Origin of the sequence: Streptomyces virginiae, from assembly GCF_041432505.1 — a bacterium.
GTDB classification, from domain to species: Bacteria; Actinomycetota; Actinomycetes; order Streptomycetales; family Streptomycetaceae; genus Streptomyces; species Streptomyces virginiae_A.
This window is the reverse complement of the sequence record NZ_CP107871.1, coordinates 6,300,975-6,320,333: the sequence shown is the minus strand read 5'-3', so window position 1 is coordinate 6,320,333 and position 19,359 is coordinate 6,300,975. Positions and strand designations below refer to the sequence as shown.

Below are 19,359 nucleotides of genomic sequence, written 5' to 3'. Positions count from 1 at the left end.
GCGAGGCCGGAACTGCTACGTTACGCAGAGGCGGCACGCGGGAGCAGACAGCTGACACTCGGTCAGTACACAAGCACGGCGGTGTGGTGCGGCGGATCTCATCCGCCGCACCACACTCTTGTTCGGACACTGCATCACTCGGCACAAGCAGCGTCGTGGGTGTCAAGCCGCCCCACGGCGGCCGGTCCTCACCGGTTAGGCCTGATCGGCAGCGCGCTCGACGAGTACCCCGGCACCTTCATCGGACACTCCAGCACCACGGCTGCGGTCGCAACCGAGTACACAGCACCATGGCGAAAGCGCGCATCTAGCGGCTTGCCGCATTTCAACGGGCACTTGCGGCACCGATCTCAGCACGTTCGAGGGACAGTGTGGCGGTTCACACCTCCAACTACGGGCAGCACCCCACCTCCGCCCGACCGATCACCGTCAACCCGTTCGGGCTTGGCGCCAAGCAATAGAGAACGGCTCGAAGCCCTAATAGGACCGAGTCCAGAACGTGCCGCCAATTACGTAAGTCATCGGCGGACAGAAGGCCAATGAAGCCCCACTGGTGGACCAGGAATTAGAGTCCCACTCAATGGCCGGTTCACCATTATACGGCTGACATTTGGCGACCGCCTTCCATCGGCCGCCATTACCGCTGGAACAGTGGGCCGCCCGACCGTTACTCTCGGGGACAGTCCAGCTCGCACAACCGTCCGGCCAGCCCGTAGGAGCAGCATTGGCCGTTCCCTGAAGCCCGACACATGCCATCGCCGCAGCAGCCAGCGCCACGAATGCCTTTTTCATCATCGCTGTTCCTTTCCCGGTGATCCGAAAAACTCAGGTGTTATCGCGGACGGACGTCTCAATACCTGCGGAGGTGGCCCGAAATGAGTGCTGGCAGTAGGCGACAGAGGTTCCCACCTGCTTCCACGGCCCATAGAAACCCGAAACCCGACCGTTCTCGGAGTCCGTGCATAAGACATACGCTCGGTAGGAACCGCCGTTGTGACTACCACAGCTGGCAACCGCCCCCCAGTTACCCGGAACCTCGTACTTACAACCTCCCGGACGACCCATAGCAGCAGCCGATGCGGTGGTAGCGGCTCCGATGGAGAAGACACCGGCCAGCAGCAGCCCCGTCGCCGGAATTACGGCGGCACGAAGACGAGTACTCTTCAGCAACTTCCTTCACCCACTTTCTCACGCTGAAGACCCTTCAAGGGTCAATCAAAAAACGCTGAGGTAGCAACCTCGATTCGAGGCCGCACCTCTCCTCTTGCAACGGACGGCATCACCCGCCCCTCGCGCATCGACGACAATTCCACACCGCTCACGCCCCTGCAAGTAAATATAAAGTCTCTGAGCATTCCCTGAGCTTCGGAGACGGAAGGACTAATTCTGGAAGCTCGGCGACCGAAATTCGCCACACATCAAACGCGCCACACTGTCCAATTCTCGAGCCCTTGCAGGAGGCGACAATCAAATGACCTTCACCGCTCGAATAAGGTAATGCCATATTCGGAATCTCACGCTCCCCTTGTCGGCACGCCGACCAGGGTCACTTGACGCGGGCACCTACAGTGGGTTGCATACGTTCTGTGATCACATACCGGACATCGGGAGCCGTGCCATGGACCCGGTGATCGTCGTCGGCGCGGGCCCCGTCGGGCTGTCCCTCGCGCTCGCCCTCGCGGGTGCGGGCGTGCCCTCCGTCGTGCTCGACGAAGGGCCCGGCAAGGAGGAGGTCCGCCCGGCCCGTACCGTCGTGCTGCACGCCGAAACGGCGGCCATGGCGCACCGACTGGGCTGTACGACGCTGCGCGACGAAGGGGCGTACTTCGCCGCCTGGCGCACCATGCGCCGGAGCCGGCCCGACCGGCGGATCACCTTCGAGGACCACCCGGCCCCGCTGCACCTGCCGCAGCACGCGCTGACGCGCGGACTGCGCGACGCCGCCGCGGCCCACCCGCTCGTCCAGCTGGTCACCGACAGCAAAGTGGACTCCCTGGAGCAGGACGGACGGGGCGTCACCGCGCACACCCGGGGCGCCGAGACCACTTGGTGGCGCGGGAGTTACCTGGTCGGCTGCGACGGCGCCCGCTCCACCGTGCGCAAGCTCCTCGGCATCCGCTTCCCCGGCCGCACCGCCGTGGAGCGGCACGCCGTGGCCGCGCTGCGCACCGAACTGCCCTGGCCCGGCGAGGCCTTGCTGCACCGCAGCCCGCCGCAGGAGGTCACCTCCCGGCCCCTGCCCGACGGGGTCTGGCGGCTGGACTGGCTGCTCCCGCCCCGCGGGGAGCTCGTGACTCCCGACGCGCTGGTGACCCTGATCCGCGACACCCTCGCGGTCTGGTGCGGCGGCACCACGCCCCCGTACGACCTCATCGACACCGGGGTGCACACCCTGCACCACCGGCTTGCCCGGCGCTGGCGCGACGGCCGCGCCTTCCTCGCCGGGGACGCCGCCCACCTGCTGGGCGCGCTCGGCACCCAGGGGGTGGAGGAGGGGCTCCGGGACGCCGAGAACCTGGCGTGGAAGCTCTCCCTGGCCTGGCACCAAGGGGCCTCCGAGGCCCTGCTCGACAGCTACGAGGGCGAGCGGCGCACCGCGGTCGCCTCCCGGCTGCGCGCGGCCGACCAGGCGATGCCTTCGCTGCGGGCCGGGGGCGGCCTGCGCACCTACCTCCCCGGAGCCGCGCGCAGCGCCGAATCCCTGCTCACCGACGGCCACCTGGGGCGCGGACCGCTGGGCGCGGAGCCCACGTACGCCCCGCCGGTCGCCGTCCGGGAGGTGCCGACGGCCACGGAGCCGGGCGGCCCGGTGGCGAACGTCCCGGTGACCGCGCCCGACGGCGCGACCGTGCCCCTGCGGGACCTGATCGGGCAGGGCCGGCTCCTGGTGGTCCTGGTGGCTCCCGGCACCGGGGTCTGGGACCGCCGTCACTGGCTCGGCGCCGGTCTGATGCCCCGCCTCGCGGCGGCGGTGAGCGCCCTCCCGGTCCGCACCGACCTGCTGGTCGCGGACAGCTACCCGGGGGCCCCGGCACACACCGTGCTGCTGGTGCGGCCGGACGGGCACCTGGCGGCGACCTTCGCGGGAGTCCGCCCGGCGGAGCTGTACGAGGCGGCGGACACGGTCCGGGCGGGCGCGCCCGCGTCCCGGGTGCCGACGCCCTCCAAGGCGACGCCTGCGGCCAAGCCGGCGCCGACACCGACCGTGGTGATCGATTGACCGTGTCCGGGACTCCGTGGTTCACTCGCGGAATGACCGGCAACGACGTACGCCTGTGGCGGAGGGTCCATATGGACCTGCTCCGCTACGCGGGCTGCGTGTGTCGCCCTTCCTGCTGATTCGCCTTCCCTCCGCGCGCCCCGTGCCGTCCACCGGCCCGCGCGCATCTCCGCGAACCCAGGAACGGTCCTTCTTCATGTCTGCACCCGCATCCGCACCCTCGTACGCCCCGGAGTCCGGCTCCAGCGCGGCGGCAGGGGGCCCCACGGCCGCCGAACTCCTCGACTTCGCCCTCCGCACGGCGGCCGATCCCGCGATCGTGGCCTCGCTGCCGCTCGATCCGGAGGGCCGCACCTGGGTCCGGCTGGACGGGCCGGGCGGCAGTGAGGCATGGCTGATCGGCTGGCCGCCGGGCACCGGCACCGGCTGGCACGACCACGCCGAATCGCGGGGCGCGTTCGCCACCGCCCGGGGTCGGCTCACCGAGCACTCGCTGGCCGTGCGGCTGCCCTCGGAGGGCTGGAAGTCCCTGGAGTTGGCCCCGGACGTCGACCGCCACCGCACGCTGGACGCGGGCTCGGGGCGCGCCTTCCGGGAGCACCACGTGCACGAGGTCCTCAACGAGGCGCCGGCCGAGCACGCGATCTCCGTGCACGCCTACTACCCGCCGCTCCCGCTGATCCGCCGCTACAGCCGCAGCGGCCCGGTGCTCAACCTGGAGCACGTCGAGCGTCCGGCGGACTGGCAGTGAGCGCCCCGATCGGCATCGACGAGCTGCTGGAGCGGGTCCGTACGGGCTACACCCGCGTGGACGCGCGGGAGGCGTACGCCGCCTCCCGCGCCGGGGCCGTCCTGGTCGACATCCGCTACCAGGCCCTGCGCGAGCGGGACGGGCTGATCCCGGGCGCGTTGGTGGTCGAACGCAACGAGCTGGAATGGCGCCTGGACCCGCACGGCAGCCACCGCCTCGCCGAGGCCACGAGCCACGACCTCCAGGTGGTGGTGATCTGCAACGAGGGCTACGCGTCCAGCCTCGCCGCGGCCTCGCTCCACGCGCTGGGCCTGCACCGCGCGACGGACCTGACGGGCGGCTTCCAGGCCTGGAAGGCGGCCGGCCTCCCGGTCACCCCCACCTGAACTCTCCGGGGTCCGGGGCAGCGCCTCCGGCAACGGCGGGCACGTGCGGATCCCCGTACGAGGTCAGCGGCTTTCCGGGGGCGTGACCAGGGGGCGACCTGGAAGGTGAGCTCGGGGACGGCCCGCTCGACGCCGGGTACGGCGCGGACGGTGTCCACGGTGGCGGCGGGGAGCCAGGCCCGCTCGGCGACGGGCTCGGCCTTGTGCTTGGTCTTGGTCCGTCCGCCCTGCTTCTCCTTGACCGTGGTCTCGTGGACGTTCTGGTCGGCGGAGACGAGGATCGGTGCGGCCGCGTGGCGCTCGGTGCCGATCGTTCCGGAGTCCCGTCTCCAGGAGCGTTCCGCAGGCGGTGACGAGGGCGGCCGCGCACAGCAGTGCGACGAAGGCGCCGAGGAAACCGGCCTTGCGGTCCCTGACGGCCTGAAGGGCGTGACGCAGCATCATGCGGCCCACTCCGCCGCCGTGCCATGCCCCTGACATCGGCGTGTCCCGGCGTCCGGTCCCGGGGGCTACCCCCACCCCGGGCCCACCGGCTTATTCCCCGGGATATCCCAGGTCGTCGGCGTCCTCGCCCTCCGTCTCCAGCGCCTGGCGCACGACCCGTAGGGCCATGCCCTCCGGGTATCCCTTGCGGGCGAGCATCCCGGCGAGACGCCGGATCCGCTTGTCCCGCTCCAGGCCCCGGGTGGAACGGAGCTTGCGCTCCACCAACTCCCGGGCGGTCTGCTCCTCCTGGTCGGAGTCCAGCTGCTCCAGGGCCTCCTCCACGAGGGTGGCGTGCACCCCCTTGGTCCGGAGTTCCTGCGCCAGCGCCCGGCGGGCCAGGCCCCGACCGCGGTGCCGTGACTCGACCCAGGCTCCGGCGAAGGCGGCGTCGTCGATCAGGCCCACCTCCTCGTACCGGGAGAGGACCTGCTGCGACACCTCCTCGGGGATGCCCCGCTTGTGCAGGGCGTCCGCGAGCTGGCGCCGGGTACGCGGGCTCCCGGTGAGCAGGCGCAGACAGATCGCCCGCGCCTGCTCCTCGGGGCTCTGGGGCGGCAGCTCCGAACGGCCCTCACGGCCGGCTCGGCGCTCGCCGCCCCCTTCCTGCTCGCGCACGGGTCAGCTCTTGGCCACGGCGGCCTTGGCCGTCGTCTTGGCCTTCGATGCCGGGGCGGGCACGGCGGTGGCCGCGGCGTCGGTCGCGTCCGCGCCCGCTTCGGCGGCGGCGTCCTTGCGGACACCCACGCCCAGCTTCTCCTTGATCTTCCGCTCGATCTCGTTGGCGAGGTCGGGGTTGTCCTTCAGGAAGTTGCGGGCGTTCTCCTTGCCCTGGCCGAGCTGGTCGCCCTCGTACGTGTACCAGGCGCCGGCCTTGCGCACGAAGCCGTGCTCCACGCCCATGTCGATCAGACCGCCCTCGCGGCTGATGCCCTGGCCGTAGAGGATGTCGAACTCGGCCTGCTTGAACGGCGGCGCGACCTTGTTCTTGACGACCTTGACGCGGGTGCGGTTACCGACCGCGTCCGTGCCGTCCTTGAGGGTCTCGATGCGGCGGATGTCGAGGCGCACGGAGGCGTAGAACTTCAGCGCGCGACCACCGGTGGTGGTCTCGGGCGAGCCGAACATCACGCCGATCTTCTCGCGGAGCTGGTTGATGAAGATCGCGGTGGTCTTGGACTGGTTGAGCGCACCGGTGATCTTCCGGAGCGCCTGGCTCATCAGTCGGGCCTGGAGACCGACGTGCGAGTCGCCCATCTCGCCCTCGATCTCCGCACGCGGCACGAGGGCCGCCACGGAGTCGATGACGATCAGGTCGAGCGCACCGGAGCGGACCAGCATGTCCACGATCTCCAGCGCCTGCTCGCCGGTGTCGGGCTGCGACAGGATGAGGTTGTCGGTGTCGACGCCGAGGGCCTTGGCGTACTCGGGGTCGAGCGCGTGCTCGGCGTCCACGAAGGCGACGGTGCCGCCGGCCTTCTGTGCGTTGGCCACGGCGTGCAGGGTCAGGGTCGTCTTACCGGAGGACTCCGGGCCGTACACCTCGATCACACGGCCGCGGGGCAGCCCGCCGACGCCGAGGGCGATGTCCAGCGCGGTCGACCCGGTGGGGATGACCTCGATGGGGTCGTTCGGCTTGTCGCCGAGGCGCATGACCGCACCCTTGCCGAATTGCCGTTCAATCTGTGCGAGAGCGGCGTCGAGAGCCTTCTCGCGGTCGGTGCCTGCCATGGGTTCCACCCGGTTTGCTTGAGTCGATCGCTTCACGTCACTGACGCTAATGCCTGCCACTGACAATGCGCCTCCACGAGCGTTTCGGCTGTGGATAACCCATCAGAATGGATGTTCGATTTTCCTGTCAAGCGCGCCACGCCCACCCCTCCCCCACCTGCGAGGACTCCGTGGGTACCGAGCTACTCGTCCTCGTCCGTGACCGCGTCCCAGGTCTCCAGCGGGGTCCCCGCCGCGGTCGTGACCTCCAGCACCCGGCACTCCATGAGCTCGGCGGCGGCGAAGAGCCGGTGTCGGATGCGCTCCGTGTCCTCGGGCGGGAAGGCGATCCGGATCCGGTGCGGGTGGGGGGTGTCGTAGGTGAGCAGCCAGTCGGCGTCGAGGGTCGCGAAGTGGTCCTGTCCGCTCCCGTCACGCTCCGAGCGCCACGCGCCGCGGTCCGTGGTGGGGGCCGGCGCCGTGCGCAGACGGCTCAGGCGCTCGTCATGGGACAGGGGCCCCTCGGACAGGACCACGCACCGGTCGACGCGGGGCCGGAAGGTGTTGAACCAGGGCGCCAGGTCCGGATCCATCGCGCCGAGCAGGTGGGAGTGGACGCGGCCGCCGACCCAGCCCTCGAAGAAGGCGGCCGCGCCCGTGCGGTGGGTCTCGTACCAGCCCTCGCTGCTCCACACCACGACGGGCCACTCCTCGGGCTCCCCGTCGGTGAGCCGGCAGAGCCGGTCGGAGTCCATGGTGGTGCCCCAGATCAGCAGCCCGCCCGGCGCCGGGTGCAGCGGGTACGGGTAGCGCTCGCGGTCACGCTCCGGCGATTCCGTCGGATGCGCGCTCTGCCACTCGACGCGGTTGTACCGGTTCGCACCGAAGGGTGTGTGGAGGTGGAGGAGATCGCAGAACTCCCCCCATCCGTAGGTGGCGACCAGCCACTTGTAGTCGTCGGGCAGCCGTACCCCGAGCGCGGTCTCGGCCGCGGTCCAGTCGCCACGGGCCTCGACGGGCGCGGTCGGCGGTGTCACGAGCCGCGCGAGGGCGTCGTGCCCGATCACGGCAGGTCGCGCAGGACGAGCGCCTCCGCGAAGGGGGTGCCGGTCCGCCGCGCGTACGCCATCCGCTCGCGCACCTCGTGCAGGGTGCGCGGCCGGTAGCCCGGCCCGCCGCAGCAGCTCTTGTGGAACCGCACGCCCGCGTTGAGCAGCACGGCGAGGGTCCGCCATCCCGCGGTGTCCCGGCGCGGGGGTGCGGCGAAGGCCGAGCCCACATGGACGAGGGCCCCCGCACACCGCGGGCAGATCCGCTCCCGGTCCCTGTCGTAGGGCTGCTTGTACGAGGCCCGGCAGGGCAGGCAGACGTAGGAGGTCTTCGCATGAGCCATGCGAGCAGCCTAGGCAGCACCCCGCGCGGGGATCGACACGATGACCGTGCGCGGTGTCCCCCGCCCAGGGTGGAGAGGCCGTCCGTCAGTCGCCGGAGAAGCCACGGAAGTAGATCTCCTCCGGCCTGCCGTGGCCGTTCGGTACCGACAACGGAGCGGAAGTCGGCAACCGCCACCGACATCGGGCCCGTTCAGGTCACTTGGCCGCCGCCAGCCCCGCCTTGATCATCGAGACGGTGCTCACCAGCTTGGGGAGGCCTTCGGTCTGGACCACCCTGATGCCCCGGGAGACCTGGATCTCTTCCTTCTTCGCGGCCCCGTCGGCGCATTCACCCGCACCCCGCCGGAATCCGCCGAGGGCTTCCTTCCAGTACCGCTGGGCGGCTTCGTCCGGGATAGGGTCCAGCTTCTCGGCCTTGGCGGTCTGGGCCAACAGGTCCTGGCAGGCGGGTCCTTGGACGTCGATCGTGCGCATGCTCACCTCGTTGACCCGGCCGGCGTCCTCGTTCAGCTTCTTGATCTGAGTCTCGCCTCCCGAGCTGTACCACTCCTCCAGCCGATCGGCCGGGGACTGGGAGCAGCCCCCGAGCATCGACGTGCCGGCGACGACGGTCACTGCGACGAAGGCGACGCGGGTCGCCACGGGGACGCGCACACGGAATCTCATGGAACCTGGAACCCCCCTGGATCGGTCCGACCGATGCTGCCAGGGCCGCTCCGGGCCCGTCCCCCTCGTGATGGTTTCGTGACGGGTCGTCGGCCGGTCGTCGGTCGTCGGTCAGGGGGAGATCGCCGTCCCGAGGGATTCGGCGCACAGGAACTTCGGCGCCCCCTCCTCGTAGAAGACGTCGAGGGCGGTGATCGTGAATCCCGCCGCCGCCAACAGGTCCGGGGCGGAGCGCGTGAGGTGACAGCCGCCCAGCAGCCGCATGTTCAGCGGTTCGAGCCGGCGCTGCAGCCGGCGCACGCGCGGGTCGCCCGCCGGGGCGAGTCCGTGTTCGACGAAGTGCAGGGTTCCGCCGGGCTTCAGGACGCGGCGCAGCTCGCGCAGGGCGGCCACGGCGTCCGGGATGGTGCACAGCGTCCAGGTGGACAGCGCGGAGTCGAAACCGTCGTCCTCGAAGGGCAGGGACTGGCCGTCGAGGCCGGCCCTTCGGATCGGGACGCGGGCGTCCCGTACGCGCTTGGCGGCCAGTCGCCACGCGACGTCGGAGGGCTCGACCGCCGACACGCTCGTGACGCCCTGCGGATAGAAGGGGGCGTTGTGCCCCGCGCCGAAGCCGATCTCGACGACCTCGCCGGTCAGCCCGTCGCAGACCCGGCGCCGCAGCGGCCGGGCCATCTTGGCCCCGCAGGCGACGTCGAGGATCCGCGGCACCGCCTGCTCGGCGTAGAACCCCATGGCGGCCTCCGCGTCTCGACTCTTCTCCACAGGATGGCACCGGCACCCCGGCTCCGCGCTCATGAACACTCCCCACCTGAGTGACAACCCAGGGTTGACACTCATCGAGGTGTCAACCTACGGTTGCACCTATGACGAACCCTTCGGTGGAACCCGTTCGCATGACCAATCCGGTACGCCTCGACGACCTGATCGAGGCCATCAACAAGGTCCACACCGACCCCCTGGAGCAGCTCAGCGGCGCCGTCGTCGCGGCGGAGGCTCTCGGGGACGTCGCGGACCACCTCATCGGCCACTTCGTCGACCAGGCCCGCCGCTCCGGCGCTTCCTGGACCGACATCGGCCGCAGCATGGGCGTCACCCGCCAGGCGGCCCAGAAGCGCTTCGTCCCCAAGGCCGACAAGGAGGGCGCGGGCGGCCTCGACCCGAACGCGGGCTTCGGCCGGTTCACCCCCCGCGCCCGCAACGTCGTCATGACCTCCCAGAACGAGGCCCGCGCCGCCGGCGGCACCGAGATCCGCACCGAGCACCTGGTCCTGGGCCTCCTCGCCGAGTCCGAGGGGCTCGCCGGGTACGCCCTGCGCGCCCAGGGGATCGCCGTCGACGACGTGCGCGCCGCCGTGACCGCCCTGCTGCCCCCGGCCCAGCCGGAGGTGCCCGACCTGATCCCCTTCGACGCGTCCGCGAAGAAGGCCCTCGAACTCACCTTCCGCGAAGCCCTTCGCCTGGGCCACGACTTCGTCGGTACGGAGCACGTCCTGCTCGCGCTCCTGGAGCTGGAGAACGGCGAGGGCCCCCTGAGCGGCCTCGGTCTGGACAAGGCCGCCGTCGAGGCGACCGTCAGCGAAGCCTTGGCAGTCGTACGCGTCGACGCCGACGGGAAGTAGAGGACTCCGCGTCCCGCGTCAGCTCGTAACGCTTGACGTACGCGCCGAGGAAGGACTGCAGCGTGGCGACGGCCGGGATCGCGATGAGCGCCCCGACCGCGCCCAGCAGGGCGGTGCCCGCGATGACCGATCCGAAGGCCACCGCCGGATGGATGTCCACGGTCTTCGAGGTCAGCTTCGGCTGCAGGACGTAGTTCTCGAACTGCTGGTAGATCACCACGAAGCCCAGTACGTACAGCGCGTACCAGGGATCGACGGTGAAGGCGAGCAGCACCGGCAGCGCGCCCGCGAGATAGGTGCCGATGGTGGGGACGAACTGCGAGACCAGCCCCACCCACACGGCGAGCGCGGGTGCGTACGGCACTCCGAGGACCGCCAGCACGATGTAGGTCGCGACACCGGAGATGAAGGCCATCAGCCCGCGCGAGTAGAGGTACCCGCCCGTCTTGGCGACGGCGATCTCCCAGGCGCGCAGCACCTCGGCCTGCTTCGCGGGCGGCAGTACGGAGCACAGCGCGCGCCGCAGTCGCGGTCCGTCGGCGGCGAAGTAGAAGGAGAAGAGCCCGATCGTCAGCAGCTTGAAGAGTCCGCCGAGCACGGTGGCGGACACGTCGAGCACGCCGGACGCGCTGTTCTGCACGTACTTGCGCAGCCAGTCGGAGCGCAGCACGCTCTCCTGGATCTCCAGCCGGGACAGTTCGGTGTGGAAGGTGGAGTTGATCGCCTTGATCACCGCGTCGATATAGCCCGGGAAGCCCTCGACCATGGCGACGATCTGCCCGGCGAGCAGCGAGCCGAGCAGCGCGAGGAAGCCTGCGGTCACGACGAACACCGCGAGGAACATCACGAAGGTGGCGAGCCCGCGGCGCATGCCTGTGGCGGCCATCCTGGCCACCGCCGGCTCGATCGCGAGCGCGAGGAAGAACGCGATCAGGATGTTGACCAGCAGGCCTATCAGCTGGTGGAAGGCCCAGCTGCCGAGCTGGAAGCAGGCCACGAGGGCCAGTACGAGGATCACGGCGCGCGGCAGCCAGCGTGGCATGCGCGCGTCCGCGGCGTCGGCCGCACCTGAGGGTGGTGGGGTCGGCGGCGCGGGCGGAACCGGCGTCGTCGGCTCCGCCACCCGCTCCGGCGGTGTCACTCCTCGCGCCTCGGCGGGCTGGTCGGTCGTCTCTTCGCTGGCTGCCACGGCGCCAAGTCTGTCCCACCCCCGCCCGCCACGGCGAAACAGCGCGCCGGCCAGGTCGTCATCAGGGCGGCGTCAGCGCAGCGAAGCGGGCACGTCCATCGCCGAACACACCGCGCGCCACACGTCCTTGGTCTCCCAGCCCGCGTCCAACGCCTGGTGGACGGTGCGCCCGCCGAGCTCCGTCATGACGTGGTCGCGCGCGAAGGAGTCGGCGTAGCCCGCGCCGAAGTGCTCCGCCATCCGTTCCCAGAAAATCGTCAACCGCATGCCCCCAGTATCCCGCCCCGGGAGAGTGCACCGCCCGCGTTCGGCCCTCCCCGCCGCACCACCGCGTCCTAGGTTGCACGCATGCCCGGAGACGAAGCTTCCTCGCAGACCCCACGATCCCCACAGACCCCGCTGGCCCGCGCCGAGGGGTTCATCTGGCTCACGGCCCGTGTGCTGGAGCAGCGGCGGTTCGCGTTCCACTTCCTCGGCGGTGACGCCGACCCGGTGGACACGGCCCTCGGCTCGTATCTCAACGCGGACGGGGGCTACGGTCACGCACTCGATCCGGATCTTCGCGGCCCGCTCAGCCAGCCGCTGCACACCGCGCACGCGCTGCGCGTGCTCGACAGCCTGGGCCGCTGCGCCGGGCAGCGCATCGAGCGGCTCTGCCGCCATCTGACCGGGGTCTCCACCCTGGACGGCGCGCTTCCGGTGGTCTTCCCGGCCCCGCGCGACTATCCCGCGGCCCCCTACCACCCGATGCACGACGACCCGCCGGGCGAGCTGCTGACCACGGGCCCCGTGGTCGGCTTACTGCACCGCAACCGGGTCTGGCACGCCTGGCTCTTCCGGGCCACGGACTTCTGCTGGGACCGGGTCGAGAATCTGCGCCACACGCATCCGTACGAGGTCCAGAGCGCGGTGGCCTTCCTCGACGGCATCCCCGACCGGGCGCGCGCGGCGGCGGCCGCGGACCGGCTGGGCCGGCTGGTGCGCGAGCAGCGGCTCGTGGTGCTCGATCCGGTACGGCGGGCGGAGTACCCGGAGGCCCCCGGCTACGCGCCGGGCGAGCGGCTGTATCCGCACGACTACGCGAAGCGGCCGGAGTCGCTGGCCCGTGGCTGGTTCACCGACGCGGAGCTGCGCCGCTCGTTGGACTTCCTGGCCTCCGAGCAGCAGCCCGACGGCGGCTGGCCGGTACGCCGGCGGGCCTGGGCGCCGGGGAGTTCGCTGGAGCGGCGGCCGATCGCCACCTTGGAGGCCCTGCTCACCCTGCGCGCCTACGGGCGCCTGCCCGCGACGGTCAGCCACCCAGGGCCCGTACCCCCGCGGTGACGACGACGGCGGCCGCGACCACCACCAGGAACGGGGCGCGCAGCAGCAGCGCCAGCCCGGCGGCGGCGAGCCCGGCGGCGCGGGCGTCGACGACGAGGGCGGACCCGGTGCTGAAGGTCTGCTGGGCGGTGAGCGCGGCGAGCAGGGCGACCGGCAGCAGGGCGGCCAGGCGGCGCACGAGCGGCCGTTCCAGGGCCCCGGCGGGGACGAGCAGCCCGGCGAGCTTGACGGCGTAGCAGCCGACGACGGTGAGGCCGATGGCGATCCAGACGGTCACGGACGGCGTCCCTTCATCCACAGCACGACGGGGGCGGCCAGGGCCGCGATCAGCACGGGCACGCCGGCGGGCAGTACGGGCAGGAAGCCGAGCCCGAGGACGAGCGCGAGGGCGGCGACCGCCCGCTCGGTGGAGGTCTTCAGCATCGGTGCCAGCAGTGCCAGGAACACGGCGGGGCCGGCGGCGTCCAAGCCCCAGGCCCGGGTGTCCCCGATGGCCTCGGCGCCGAGCGCGCCCAGCAGGGTGGTGAGGTTCCACAGCGCGTAGAGGGTGAGCCCGGTGACGGTGAAGCCGAGGCGGGCCGACTTCCGGTCGGGCTGGGCCAGCGCGACGGCGGTGGTCTCGTCGATCACCCAGTGCGCGGCGAGGGGCCGCACGGGCCGGGGCAGCTTGAGCAGCTGGGACAGCCGCAGCCCGTAGAAGGCGTTGCGGGTGCCGAGGAAGAAGGCCCCGGCGGCGGCGGTGAACGGGTTCCCACCCGCCGCGAGCGCTCCGACCAGGGCGAACTGCGAGGCGCCGGTGAAGACGAGCAGGCTGAGCACACAGGCCTGCAGGGTGCTGATGCCGGCCCCGGCGGCGGTCACCCCGAACGCGAACCCGGACAGCCCGACGGCCACCCCGACTCCGAGCGCGTCGCGGACGACGGCGGCCCGCGGCCGCCCCTCGGCGACCCCCTCGGGGGTCTCCTGCATCACTGCTTGATGTTCTCCCACGCCCCGAAACTACGCAGGGCGGGGCCGGCCGGTCTTGTACGTTCTTGCGCTTGTACGTTCTTGCGCGCCCGGCGCGAGACGGCCTAAGCGGTCCGCTCCCGCCGGTACGCGCCGGGCGGCACCCCCACGATGCGGGTGAAGTGTCGGTTCAGGTGCGGCTGGTCGGTGAAGCCCACGGTGACGGCCGCCTCCGCGGGCGCCGTGCCCGCGTCGAGGAGCCGGCGGGCCTGCCGGACGCGGGCGTCGGTCAGCCAGGTGTGCGGCGGCATCCCGTACCGCTCGCGAAAGGCCCGCAGCAGGGCGAAGGGGCTCGTTCCGAGCTCCGCGGCGAGCTGCTCCAGCGACGGCGGGTCGGCCATCCGCTCCTGCAGCAGGGCGCGTGCCGCGGCCGCGTCGGCGCCGCCCGCGCCCCGGACCGTACGGGCGGGCAGCGGTCCGGCGTGCCGGGTCAGCATCCGCGCCACCACACCGCGCAGCAGGGTGTCGGCGGCCAGCGCGTTCCCGGCCTCGGCGGCCCGGTGGATCTCGGTGATGGCCTGCGAGCCCCGAGGGTCGGAGATCATGTCCGCGGTGAAGCCGGGAGTGCCGCGCAGCGTGCCGATCTCCTCGGCGACCTCGGTGATCAGCTCGCGCGAGGGGTAGAGGGTGGCGTACGCCCAGCCTTCGGGCACCCCGGCGCGCGCGGTGTGCGGTACCTCGGGGTTGATCAGGACCACGCTGCCCGGCCCGGCGCGCACCACGTGGCCGGGGAGCCCGATCTCCTCGATGCCTCCGGTGACGGCCGCGATGACGTACCCGTCGTGCGCGTGCCGCGGGAAGGTGTGGCGTACGTAGTGGGCACGCAGCAGGTCCAGCCCGGGCAGTTCCGCGTACTGCCAGTGCCGTGCCCACTCCCGGCGGCCCCCGGCGCCCTCGTCCGTCCCCATCCCCCCATTCTGCGCCCCGCCCGCGTCGCGCGTTTCCCCAGGTCCGGCCCGTTGTCAGTGGCCGGGTGCACGATGGGGGCATGGCAGGCGCTGCGCTCGACTCGTTCTCCCCCGCGACCCGCTCGTGGTTCACGGGGGCCTTCGTCACGCCCACCGACGCACAGGAGGGCGCCTGGCGGGCGATCGGGGAGGGATCGGACGTGCTGGTGGTGGCTCCCACCGGCTCCGGCAAGACCCTGGCCGCCTTCCTCGCCGCCCTCGACCGGCTCGCTTCGACCCCGCCGCCCGCGGAGTCGAAGAAGCGCTGCCGGGTGCTGTACGTCTCGCCCCTGAAGGCGCTGGCCGTCGACGTGGAGCGCAATCTGCGCAGCCCGCTGACGGGGATCCGCCAGGAGTCGGTCCGCCTCGGCCTGCCGGAGCCGGACATCCGGGTGGGGATCCGCTCCGGTGACACCCCGCCCGCCGAGCGGCGGGCGCTGGTCACCCGCCCGCCGGACATCCTGATCACGACGCCCGAGTCGCTGTTCCTGATGCTGACCTCGGCGGCCCGGGAGGCCCTCACGGGGATCGAGACGGTGATCCTGGACGAGGTGCACGCGGTCGCCGGGACCAAGCGCGGCGCCCATCTCGCCCTCTCCCTGGAGCGGCTGGACGAGCTGCTGCCGCGCCCGGCACGCCGGATCGGTCTGTCGGCGACGGTCCGGCCGGTGGACGAGGTGGCCCGCTATCTGTCGCCGCGCGGCAAGGTGGAGATCGTCCAGCCGCCTTCGACCAAGGAGTTCGACCTGTCGGTGGTCGTCCCGGTCCAGGACATGGGCGAGTTGGGCGGCTCCCCCGCGACCGAGGGCAAGGAGGGCGGGGACAAACCGTCGATCTGGCCGCATGTGGAGGAGCGGATCGCCGACCTGGTGCAGGCGCACCGCTCGACGATCGTGTTCGCCAACTCCCGCCGACTCGCCGAGCGGTTGTGCAACCGGCTCAACGAGATCGCGTACGAGCGTGCCATGGGCGAGAAGATGCCGGAGGGAGCGCCCCCGGCCGAGATCATGGCCCAGTCGGGGGCCTCGCTGGGCGCTCCGCCGCTGCTGGCCCGCGCCCACCACGGCTCGGTCTCCAAGGAGCAGCGGGCGCTGGTGGAGGAGGATCTCAAGGCGGGCCGGCTACCGGCCGTGGTCGCCACCTCCAGCCTGGAGCTGGGCATCGACATGGGCGCGGTGGACCTGGTGGTGCAGGTCGAGTCCCCGCCCTCGGTGGCCTCCGGGCTGCAGCGGGTGGGCCGGGCCGGGCACCAGGTGGGCGCGGTCTCCACCGGGGTGGTCTTCCCCAAGTACCGCGGCGACCTGGTGCAGGCGGCGGTGGTCACCGAGCGGATGCGCACGGGGGCGATCGAGTCGCTCCGGGTGCCCTCCAACCCCCTCGACGTCCTGGCGCAGCAGCTGGTCGCGATGGTCGCGATGGACACCTGGCAGCTGGACGACCTGCTCGCCCTGGTGCGGCGGGCGGCGCCGTTCGCGGCGCTGCCGGAGTCGGCGTTCACCGCGGTGCTGGACATGTTGGCCGGGCGCTATCCGTCGGACGCCTTCGCCGAGCTCAGGCCGAGGGTGGTCTGGGACCGGGTGGCGGGCACGATCACGGGCCGGCCGGGGGCGCAGCGCCTCGCGGTGACCTCGGGCGGCACGATCCCCGACCGCGGCCTCTTCGGTGTCTTCCTCGCGGGTTCCGACCCGAAGAAGGGCGGCGGCCGGGTCGGGGAGCTCGACGAGGAGATGGTCTACGAGTCCCGTGTCGGGGACGTCTTCACCCTGGGCACCACCTCGTGGCGGATCGAGGACATCACCCGCGACCGGGTCCTGGTCACCCCCGCCCCCGGAGTGCCGGGCCGGCTGCCGTTCTGGAAGGGCGACCAGCTGGGCCGGCCGCTCGAACTGGGGCGCGCGGTCGGCGCGTTCCTCCGCGAGCTCGGCGGCCTCGGTGAGGAGGACGCCCGGTTGCGGCTGGTGGCGGCCGGCCTGGACGCCTGGGCCGCCGAGAACGTGTTGACGTACCTCGCCGAGCAGCGCGAGGCGTGCGGCCACGTCCCCGACGACCGGACCATCGTGGTCGAGCGGTTCCGTGACGAGCTGGGCGACTGGCGCGTCGTGGTCCACTCCCCCTTCGGTGCGCAGGTGCACGCACCGTGGGCGCTGGCGCTGGGCGCCCGCCTCGCCGAGAAGTACGGCATGGACGCGCAGGTGATGCACGCCGACGACGGGATCGTGCTGCGCCTGCCCGACCTGGACCTGCTGTCCATGGACCTGCTGGACCACGACCCGGCCGCTCCGCAGGGCTTCGAGTTCGACGACGAGAAGGCCCCGCTGGGCGCGGCCGACGTCGCCTTCGACCACGGTGACATCAACCAGATCGTCACCGACCAGGTGGGCGGCTCCGCGCTGTTCGCCTCCCGCTTCCGTGAGTGCGCGGCGCGGGCCCTGCTGCTGCCGCGCCGCAGCCCCGGCCGGCGCACCCCGTTGTGGCAGCAACGCCAGCGCGCCTCCCAGCTGCTGCAGGTGGCCTCGGAGTTCGGCTCCTTCCCGATCGTGCTGGAGGCCGTACGGGAGTGCCTCCAGGACGTCTTCGACGTGCCCGGCCTGACCGAACTGATGGGGGACATCGAGGCGCGCCGCGTGCGCATGGTCGAGGTCACCACCCCGGAGCCCTCGCCGTTCGCCCGTTCCCTCCTGTTCGGGTATGTGGCCCAGTTCCTCTACGAGGGCGACTCGCCCCTGGCGGAGCGCAGGGCGGCGGCGTTGTCGCTGGACTCCCGGCTGCTGGCCGAGCTGCTCGGCCAGGCGGAGCTGCGCGAGCTGCTGGACGCGCAGGTGCTGGAGGAGTTGGAGCGGGAGCTGCAGTGGCTCACCGAGGACCGGCGGGCCAAGGATCCCGAGTCGGTGGCCGACCTGCTGCGCCTGCTGGGCCCGCTGACGCAGGGCCAGTTGACCGAGCGCGGGGCGGATCCGGCCTGGGCGCGGGAGCTCGTCGAGGCCCGCCGTGCCATCCCGGTCCGGATCGGCGGCGCGGACCACTGGGCGGCGATCGAGGACGCGGGCCGGCTGCGGGACGCGCTGGGCACGGCCCTGCCCGTCGGCGTCCCGGAGGCGTTCACCGAGCCGGTCAAGGACCCCCTCGGGGACCTCCTCGCCCGGTACGCCCGCACCCACGGGCCCTTCACCACGGCCGCCGTCGCCACCCGCTTCGGCCTGGGTGCGGCGGTGACCGAGGGCGCCCTGCACCGGCTGGCCGCTGCCGGCCGGGTGGTGCAGGGCGAGTTCCACCCGGCGGGCATCGGCCAGGAGTGGTGCGACGCGACGGTGCTGCGCAGACTCCGCCGCCGCTCGCTCGCCGCGCTCCGCCAGGAGCTGGAACCGGTCCCGCCGACCTCGCTGGCCACCTTCCTCCCCCAGTGGCAGCACCTGGGCGGAGCCCTGCGCGGTCTCGACGGGCTGGCCCGGGCGGTCGAGCAGCTCCAGGGCGCGCCGGTCCCGGCCTCCGCGTTGGAGCGTCTGATCCTCCCGTCCCGGGTGGCCGGGTACTCCCCGGGCCTGCTGGACGAGCTGACCACCGCGGGCGAGGTGGTCTGGGCGGGCGCCGGCGCCCTCCCGGGCAAGGACGGCTGGGTCTCGCTCTATCTGGCGGAGGCGGCTCCGATGCTGCTGCCCCCGCCGCACCCGTTGGAGCTGAGCCCCCTGCACCAGGCGGTCCTGGCGTCGCTGGCGGGCGGGTACGGCCTGTTCTTCCGGCAGATCGCGCAGTCGATCCGGGGCGAGTTCCCCGAGGTGTCGGACATCGCGCTCTCCGAGGCGGTGTGGGACCTGGCCTGGTCGGGCCGGCTCACCAACGACACCCTGGCCCCACTGCGCTCACTGCTCGGTTCGGGCCGCACGGCGGGCTCGACGGCCCATCGGGCCCGGCGCACCGTGCCCCGCGGCCGGTACGGCACGCTCAGCGCGACCGTGTCCCGTACCGGGCCGCCCACGGTCTCCGGCCGCTGGTCCCTGCTGCCGGCCGCGGCACCCGACCCGACGCACCGGGCCCATGCCCTGGCCCGCACCCTGCTGGACCGCCACGGGGTCGTGACCCGCGGGGCGGTCGCCGCGGAAGGGGTGGAGGGCGGATTCAGCGCGGTCTACCGCGTCCTGTCTGCCTTCGAGGACAGCGGCCAGGCCCGTCGGGGCTATGTGGTGGAGGGGCTGGGCGCGGCCCAGTTCGCGATGGACGGCGCGGTGGACCGGCTCCGGGCCGCCGAGCGGACCCCGCCCCCGTTGGCGGCGGTGGTGCTGGCCGCGGCCGACCCGGCGAACGCGTACGGCGCGGCCCTGCCCTGGCCCGAGCCCCCGGCCGGGGCCACCCACAAGCCCGGCCGCAAGGCGGGCTCCCTGGTGGTCCTGGTGGACGGGGAACTCACCCTGTACCTGGAGCGCGGTGGCAAGACCCTGCTGGCCTGGCCCGCCCCGGAGGATCCGCGACTCGCGGCGGCCACGACCGCCTTGGCGGCCGCCTCCCGCGCGGGCACGCTCCCGGCCCTCACGGTGGAGCGGATCAACGCGGCGGCGGCCCTGACCTCGCCGCTGGGCCCGGCCCTGGAGGCGGCCGGCTTCCACGCCACCCCGCGAGGTTTGCGTATGCGTTCCTGACAGCCGCAAGTGGCATGGAGCGTTCCGCT

Annotated in this window: 18 protein-coding genes and 1 pseudogene; 7 read left to right on the top strand and 12 right to left on the bottom strand. The window is 72.3% G+C overall.

What is annotated here, in order from left to right; genetic code table 11:
- The first annotated feature begins 1,618 nt into the window (after positions 1–1,618).
- The 4 genes from OG624_RS29490 to OG624_RS29475 all read left to right on the top strand — a co-directional run bounded on the left by OG624_RS29490 (position 1,619) and on the right by OG624_RS29475 (position 4,357).
- On the top strand, positions 1,619–3,220 hold the full coding sequence (locus tag OG624_RS29490) for an FAD-dependent monooxygenase (RefSeq protein ID WP_033217389.1): 1,602 nt from the start codon (positions 1,619–1,621) through the stop codon (positions 3,218–3,220).
- A 32-nt stretch (positions 3,221–3,252) separates the two neighbouring features.
- Positions 3,253–3,339 (top strand): putative leader peptide, encoded by an 87-nt coding sequence (locus OG624_RS29485; protein WP_311318651.1) that lies wholly within the window; start codon positions 3,253–3,255, stop codon positions 3,337–3,339.
- Between the two features lie 77 nt (positions 3,340–3,416).
- The gene (locus OG624_RS29480) at positions 3,417–3,971 is read left to right on the top strand and encodes a cysteine dioxygenase (RefSeq protein WP_033217388.1); all 555 of its coding nucleotides are present in this window, start codon (positions 3,417–3,419) and stop codon (positions 3,969–3,971) included.
- Positions 3,968–4,357: a rhodanese-like domain-containing protein gene (locus OG624_RS29475; RefSeq protein WP_371588538.1), complete on the top strand. Its 390-nt coding sequence runs from the start codon at positions 3,968–3,970 to the stop codon at positions 4,355–4,357. Before OG624_RS29480 ends, OG624_RS29475 begins: the two co-directional genes overlap by 4 nt.
- A gap of 101 nt (positions 4,358–4,458) precedes the next feature.
- Here the strand turns inward: OG624_RS29475 and OG624_RS29470 are convergent.
- The 7 genes and pseudogenes from OG624_RS29470 to OG624_RS29440 form a co-directional block, all read right to left on the bottom strand.
- Positions 4,459–4,801: pseudogene (locus OG624_RS29470) on the bottom strand (ABC transporter permease); the annotation flags it as partial.
- A 90-nt stretch (positions 4,802–4,891) separates the two neighbouring features.
- Positions 4,892–5,458: a recombination regulator RecX gene (gene recX / locus OG624_RS29465; protein WP_033217384.1), complete on the bottom strand. Its 567-nt coding sequence runs from the start codon at positions 5,456–5,458 to the stop codon at positions 4,892–4,894.
- A gap of 3 nt (positions 5,459–5,461) precedes the next feature.
- Positions 5,462–6,571, bottom strand: a complete 1,110-nt coding sequence (gene recA / locus OG624_RS29460) for a recombinase RecA (RefSeq protein ID WP_030729233.1) — start codon at positions 6,569–6,571, stop codon at positions 5,462–5,464.
- Between the two features lie 182 nt (positions 6,572–6,753).
- Entirely contained in the window at positions 6,754–7,617 is an 864-nt protein-coding gene (locus OG624_RS29455) for an SMI1/KNR4 family protein (RefSeq protein WP_051763005.1), read from the bottom strand.
- A complete protein-coding gene (locus tag OG624_RS29450; RefSeq protein WP_033217382.1) occupies positions 7,614–7,943 on the bottom strand; it encodes a hypothetical protein in 330 nt (109 codons plus the stop codon). The genes OG624_RS29455 and OG624_RS29450 overlap by 4 nt, the downstream gene beginning before the upstream one ends.
- A 196-nt stretch (positions 7,944–8,139) precedes the next feature.
- Positions 8,140–8,610, bottom strand: a complete 471-nt coding sequence (locus OG624_RS29445; protein WP_158711775.1) for a hypothetical protein — start codon at positions 8,608–8,610, stop codon at positions 8,140–8,142.
- A gap of 111 nt (positions 8,611–8,721) precedes the next feature.
- The gene (locus OG624_RS29440; RefSeq protein WP_202508232.1) at positions 8,722–9,375 is read right to left on the bottom strand and encodes a class I SAM-dependent methyltransferase; all 654 of its coding nucleotides are present in this window, start codon (positions 9,373–9,375) and stop codon (positions 8,722–8,724) included.
- 101 nt (positions 9,376–9,476) lie between these two features.
- Here OG624_RS29440 and OG624_RS29435 point away from each other — a divergent pair, with 101 nt between their 5' ends.
- Positions 9,477–10,232 carry a Clp protease N-terminal domain-containing protein gene (locus OG624_RS29435; protein WP_033217377.1) on the top strand — a complete coding sequence of 252 codons (756 nt, stop codon included), beginning with the start codon at positions 9,477–9,479 and terminating at the stop codon, positions 10,230–10,232.
- On the opposite strand, the gene OG624_RS29430 is transcribed toward OG624_RS29435, so the two are convergent.
- The gene (locus tag OG624_RS29430; RefSeq protein ID WP_244290725.1) at positions 10,186–11,373 is read right to left on the bottom strand and encodes an AI-2E family transporter; all 1,188 of its coding nucleotides are present in this window, start codon (positions 11,371–11,373) and stop codon (positions 10,186–10,188) included. The two genes, OG624_RS29435 and OG624_RS29430, sit on opposite strands and share 47 nt — an antisense overlap.
- Before the next feature lie 120 nt (positions 11,374–11,493).
- Positions 11,494–11,688: a DUF3046 domain-containing protein gene (locus OG624_RS29425; protein ID WP_033217375.1), complete on the bottom strand. Its 195-nt coding sequence runs from the start codon at positions 11,686–11,688 to the stop codon at positions 11,494–11,496.
- Between the two features lie 81 nt (positions 11,689–11,769).
- On the opposite strand from OG624_RS29425, the gene OG624_RS29420 reads away from it, so the two are divergent.
- Positions 11,770–12,744, top strand: a complete 975-nt coding sequence (locus OG624_RS29420; RefSeq protein WP_051763003.1) for a hypothetical protein — start codon at positions 11,770–11,772, stop codon at positions 12,742–12,744.
- Here OG624_RS29420 and OG624_RS29415 read toward each other — a convergent pair.
- The 3 genes from OG624_RS29415 to OG624_RS29405 all read right to left on the bottom strand — a co-directional run bounded on the left by OG624_RS29415 (position 12,713) and on the right by OG624_RS29405 (position 14,660).
- On the bottom strand, positions 12,713–13,021 hold the full coding sequence (locus tag OG624_RS29415) for an AzlD domain-containing protein (protein ID WP_033217373.1): 309 nt from the start codon (positions 13,019–13,021) through the stop codon (positions 12,713–12,715). The two genes, OG624_RS29420 and OG624_RS29415, sit on opposite strands and share 32 nt — an antisense overlap.
- Complete coding sequence (locus OG624_RS29410; protein WP_051763002.1) at positions 13,018–13,713, bottom strand: AzlC family ABC transporter permease; 696 nt, start codon at positions 13,711–13,713, stop codon at positions 13,018–13,020. Before OG624_RS29410 ends, OG624_RS29415 begins: the two co-directional genes overlap by 4 nt.
- A 104-nt stretch (positions 13,714–13,817) precedes the next feature.
- Positions 13,818–14,660, bottom strand: a complete 843-nt coding sequence (locus OG624_RS29405; RefSeq protein WP_033217371.1) for an AraC family transcriptional regulator — start codon at positions 14,658–14,660, stop codon at positions 13,818–13,820.
- Between the two features lie 80 nt (positions 14,661–14,740).
- On the opposite strand from OG624_RS29405, the gene OG624_RS29400 reads away from it, so the two are divergent.
- On the top strand, positions 14,741–19,330 hold the full coding sequence (locus OG624_RS29400; RefSeq protein ID WP_033217369.1) for an ATP-dependent helicase: 4,590 nt from the start codon (positions 14,741–14,743) through the stop codon (positions 19,328–19,330).
- Positions 19,331–19,359 lie beyond the last annotated feature (29 nt).

Excerpts from the sequence above, each read along its gene's own strand:
- OG624_RS29420 (WP_051763003.1), top strand. The coding sequence starts at position 11,770 with ATGCCCGGAGACGAAGCTTCCTCGCAGACCCCACGATCCCCACAGACC.
- OG624_RS29490 (WP_033217389.1), top strand. The coding sequence starts at position 1,619 with ATGGACCCGGTGATCGTCGTCGGCGCGGGCCCCGTCGGGCTGTCCCTC.
- OG624_RS29445 (WP_158711775.1), bottom strand. The coding sequence starts at position 8,610 with ATGAGATTCCGTGTGCGCGTCCCCGTGGCGACCCGCGTCGCCTTCGTC.
- OG624_RS29435 (WP_033217377.1), top strand. The coding sequence starts at position 9,477 with ATGACGAACCCTTCGGTGGAACCCGTTCGCATGACCAATCCGGTACGC.
- OG624_RS29485 (WP_311318651.1), top strand. The coding sequence starts at position 3,253 with ATGACCGGCAACGACGTACGCCTGTGGCGGAGGGTCCATATGGACCTG.
- OG624_RS29480 (WP_033217388.1), top strand. The coding sequence starts at position 3,417 with ATGTCTGCACCCGCATCCGCACCCTCGTACGCCCCGGAGTCCGGCTCC.
- OG624_RS29450 (WP_033217382.1), bottom strand. The coding sequence starts at position 7,943 with ATGGCTCATGCGAAGACCTCCTACGTCTGCCTGCCCTGCCGGGCCTCG.
- OG624_RS29425 (WP_033217375.1), bottom strand. The coding sequence starts at position 11,688 with ATGCGGTTGACGATTTTCTGGGAACGGATGGCGGAGCACTTCGGCGCG.
- OG624_RS29410 (WP_051763002.1), bottom strand. The coding sequence starts at position 13,713 with ATGCAGGAGACCCCCGAGGGGGTCGCCGAGGGGCGGCCGCGGGCCGCC.
- recA (WP_030729233.1), bottom strand. The coding sequence starts at position 6,571 with ATGGCAGGCACCGACCGCGAGAAGGCTCTCGACGCCGCTCTCGCACAG.
- OG624_RS29405 (WP_033217371.1), bottom strand. The coding sequence starts at position 14,660 with ATGGGGACGGACGAGGGCGCCGGGGGCCGCCGGGAGTGGGCACGGCAC.
- OG624_RS29400 (WP_033217369.1), top strand. The coding sequence starts at position 14,741 with ATGGCAGGCGCTGCGCTCGACTCGTTCTCCCCCGCGACCCGCTCGTGG.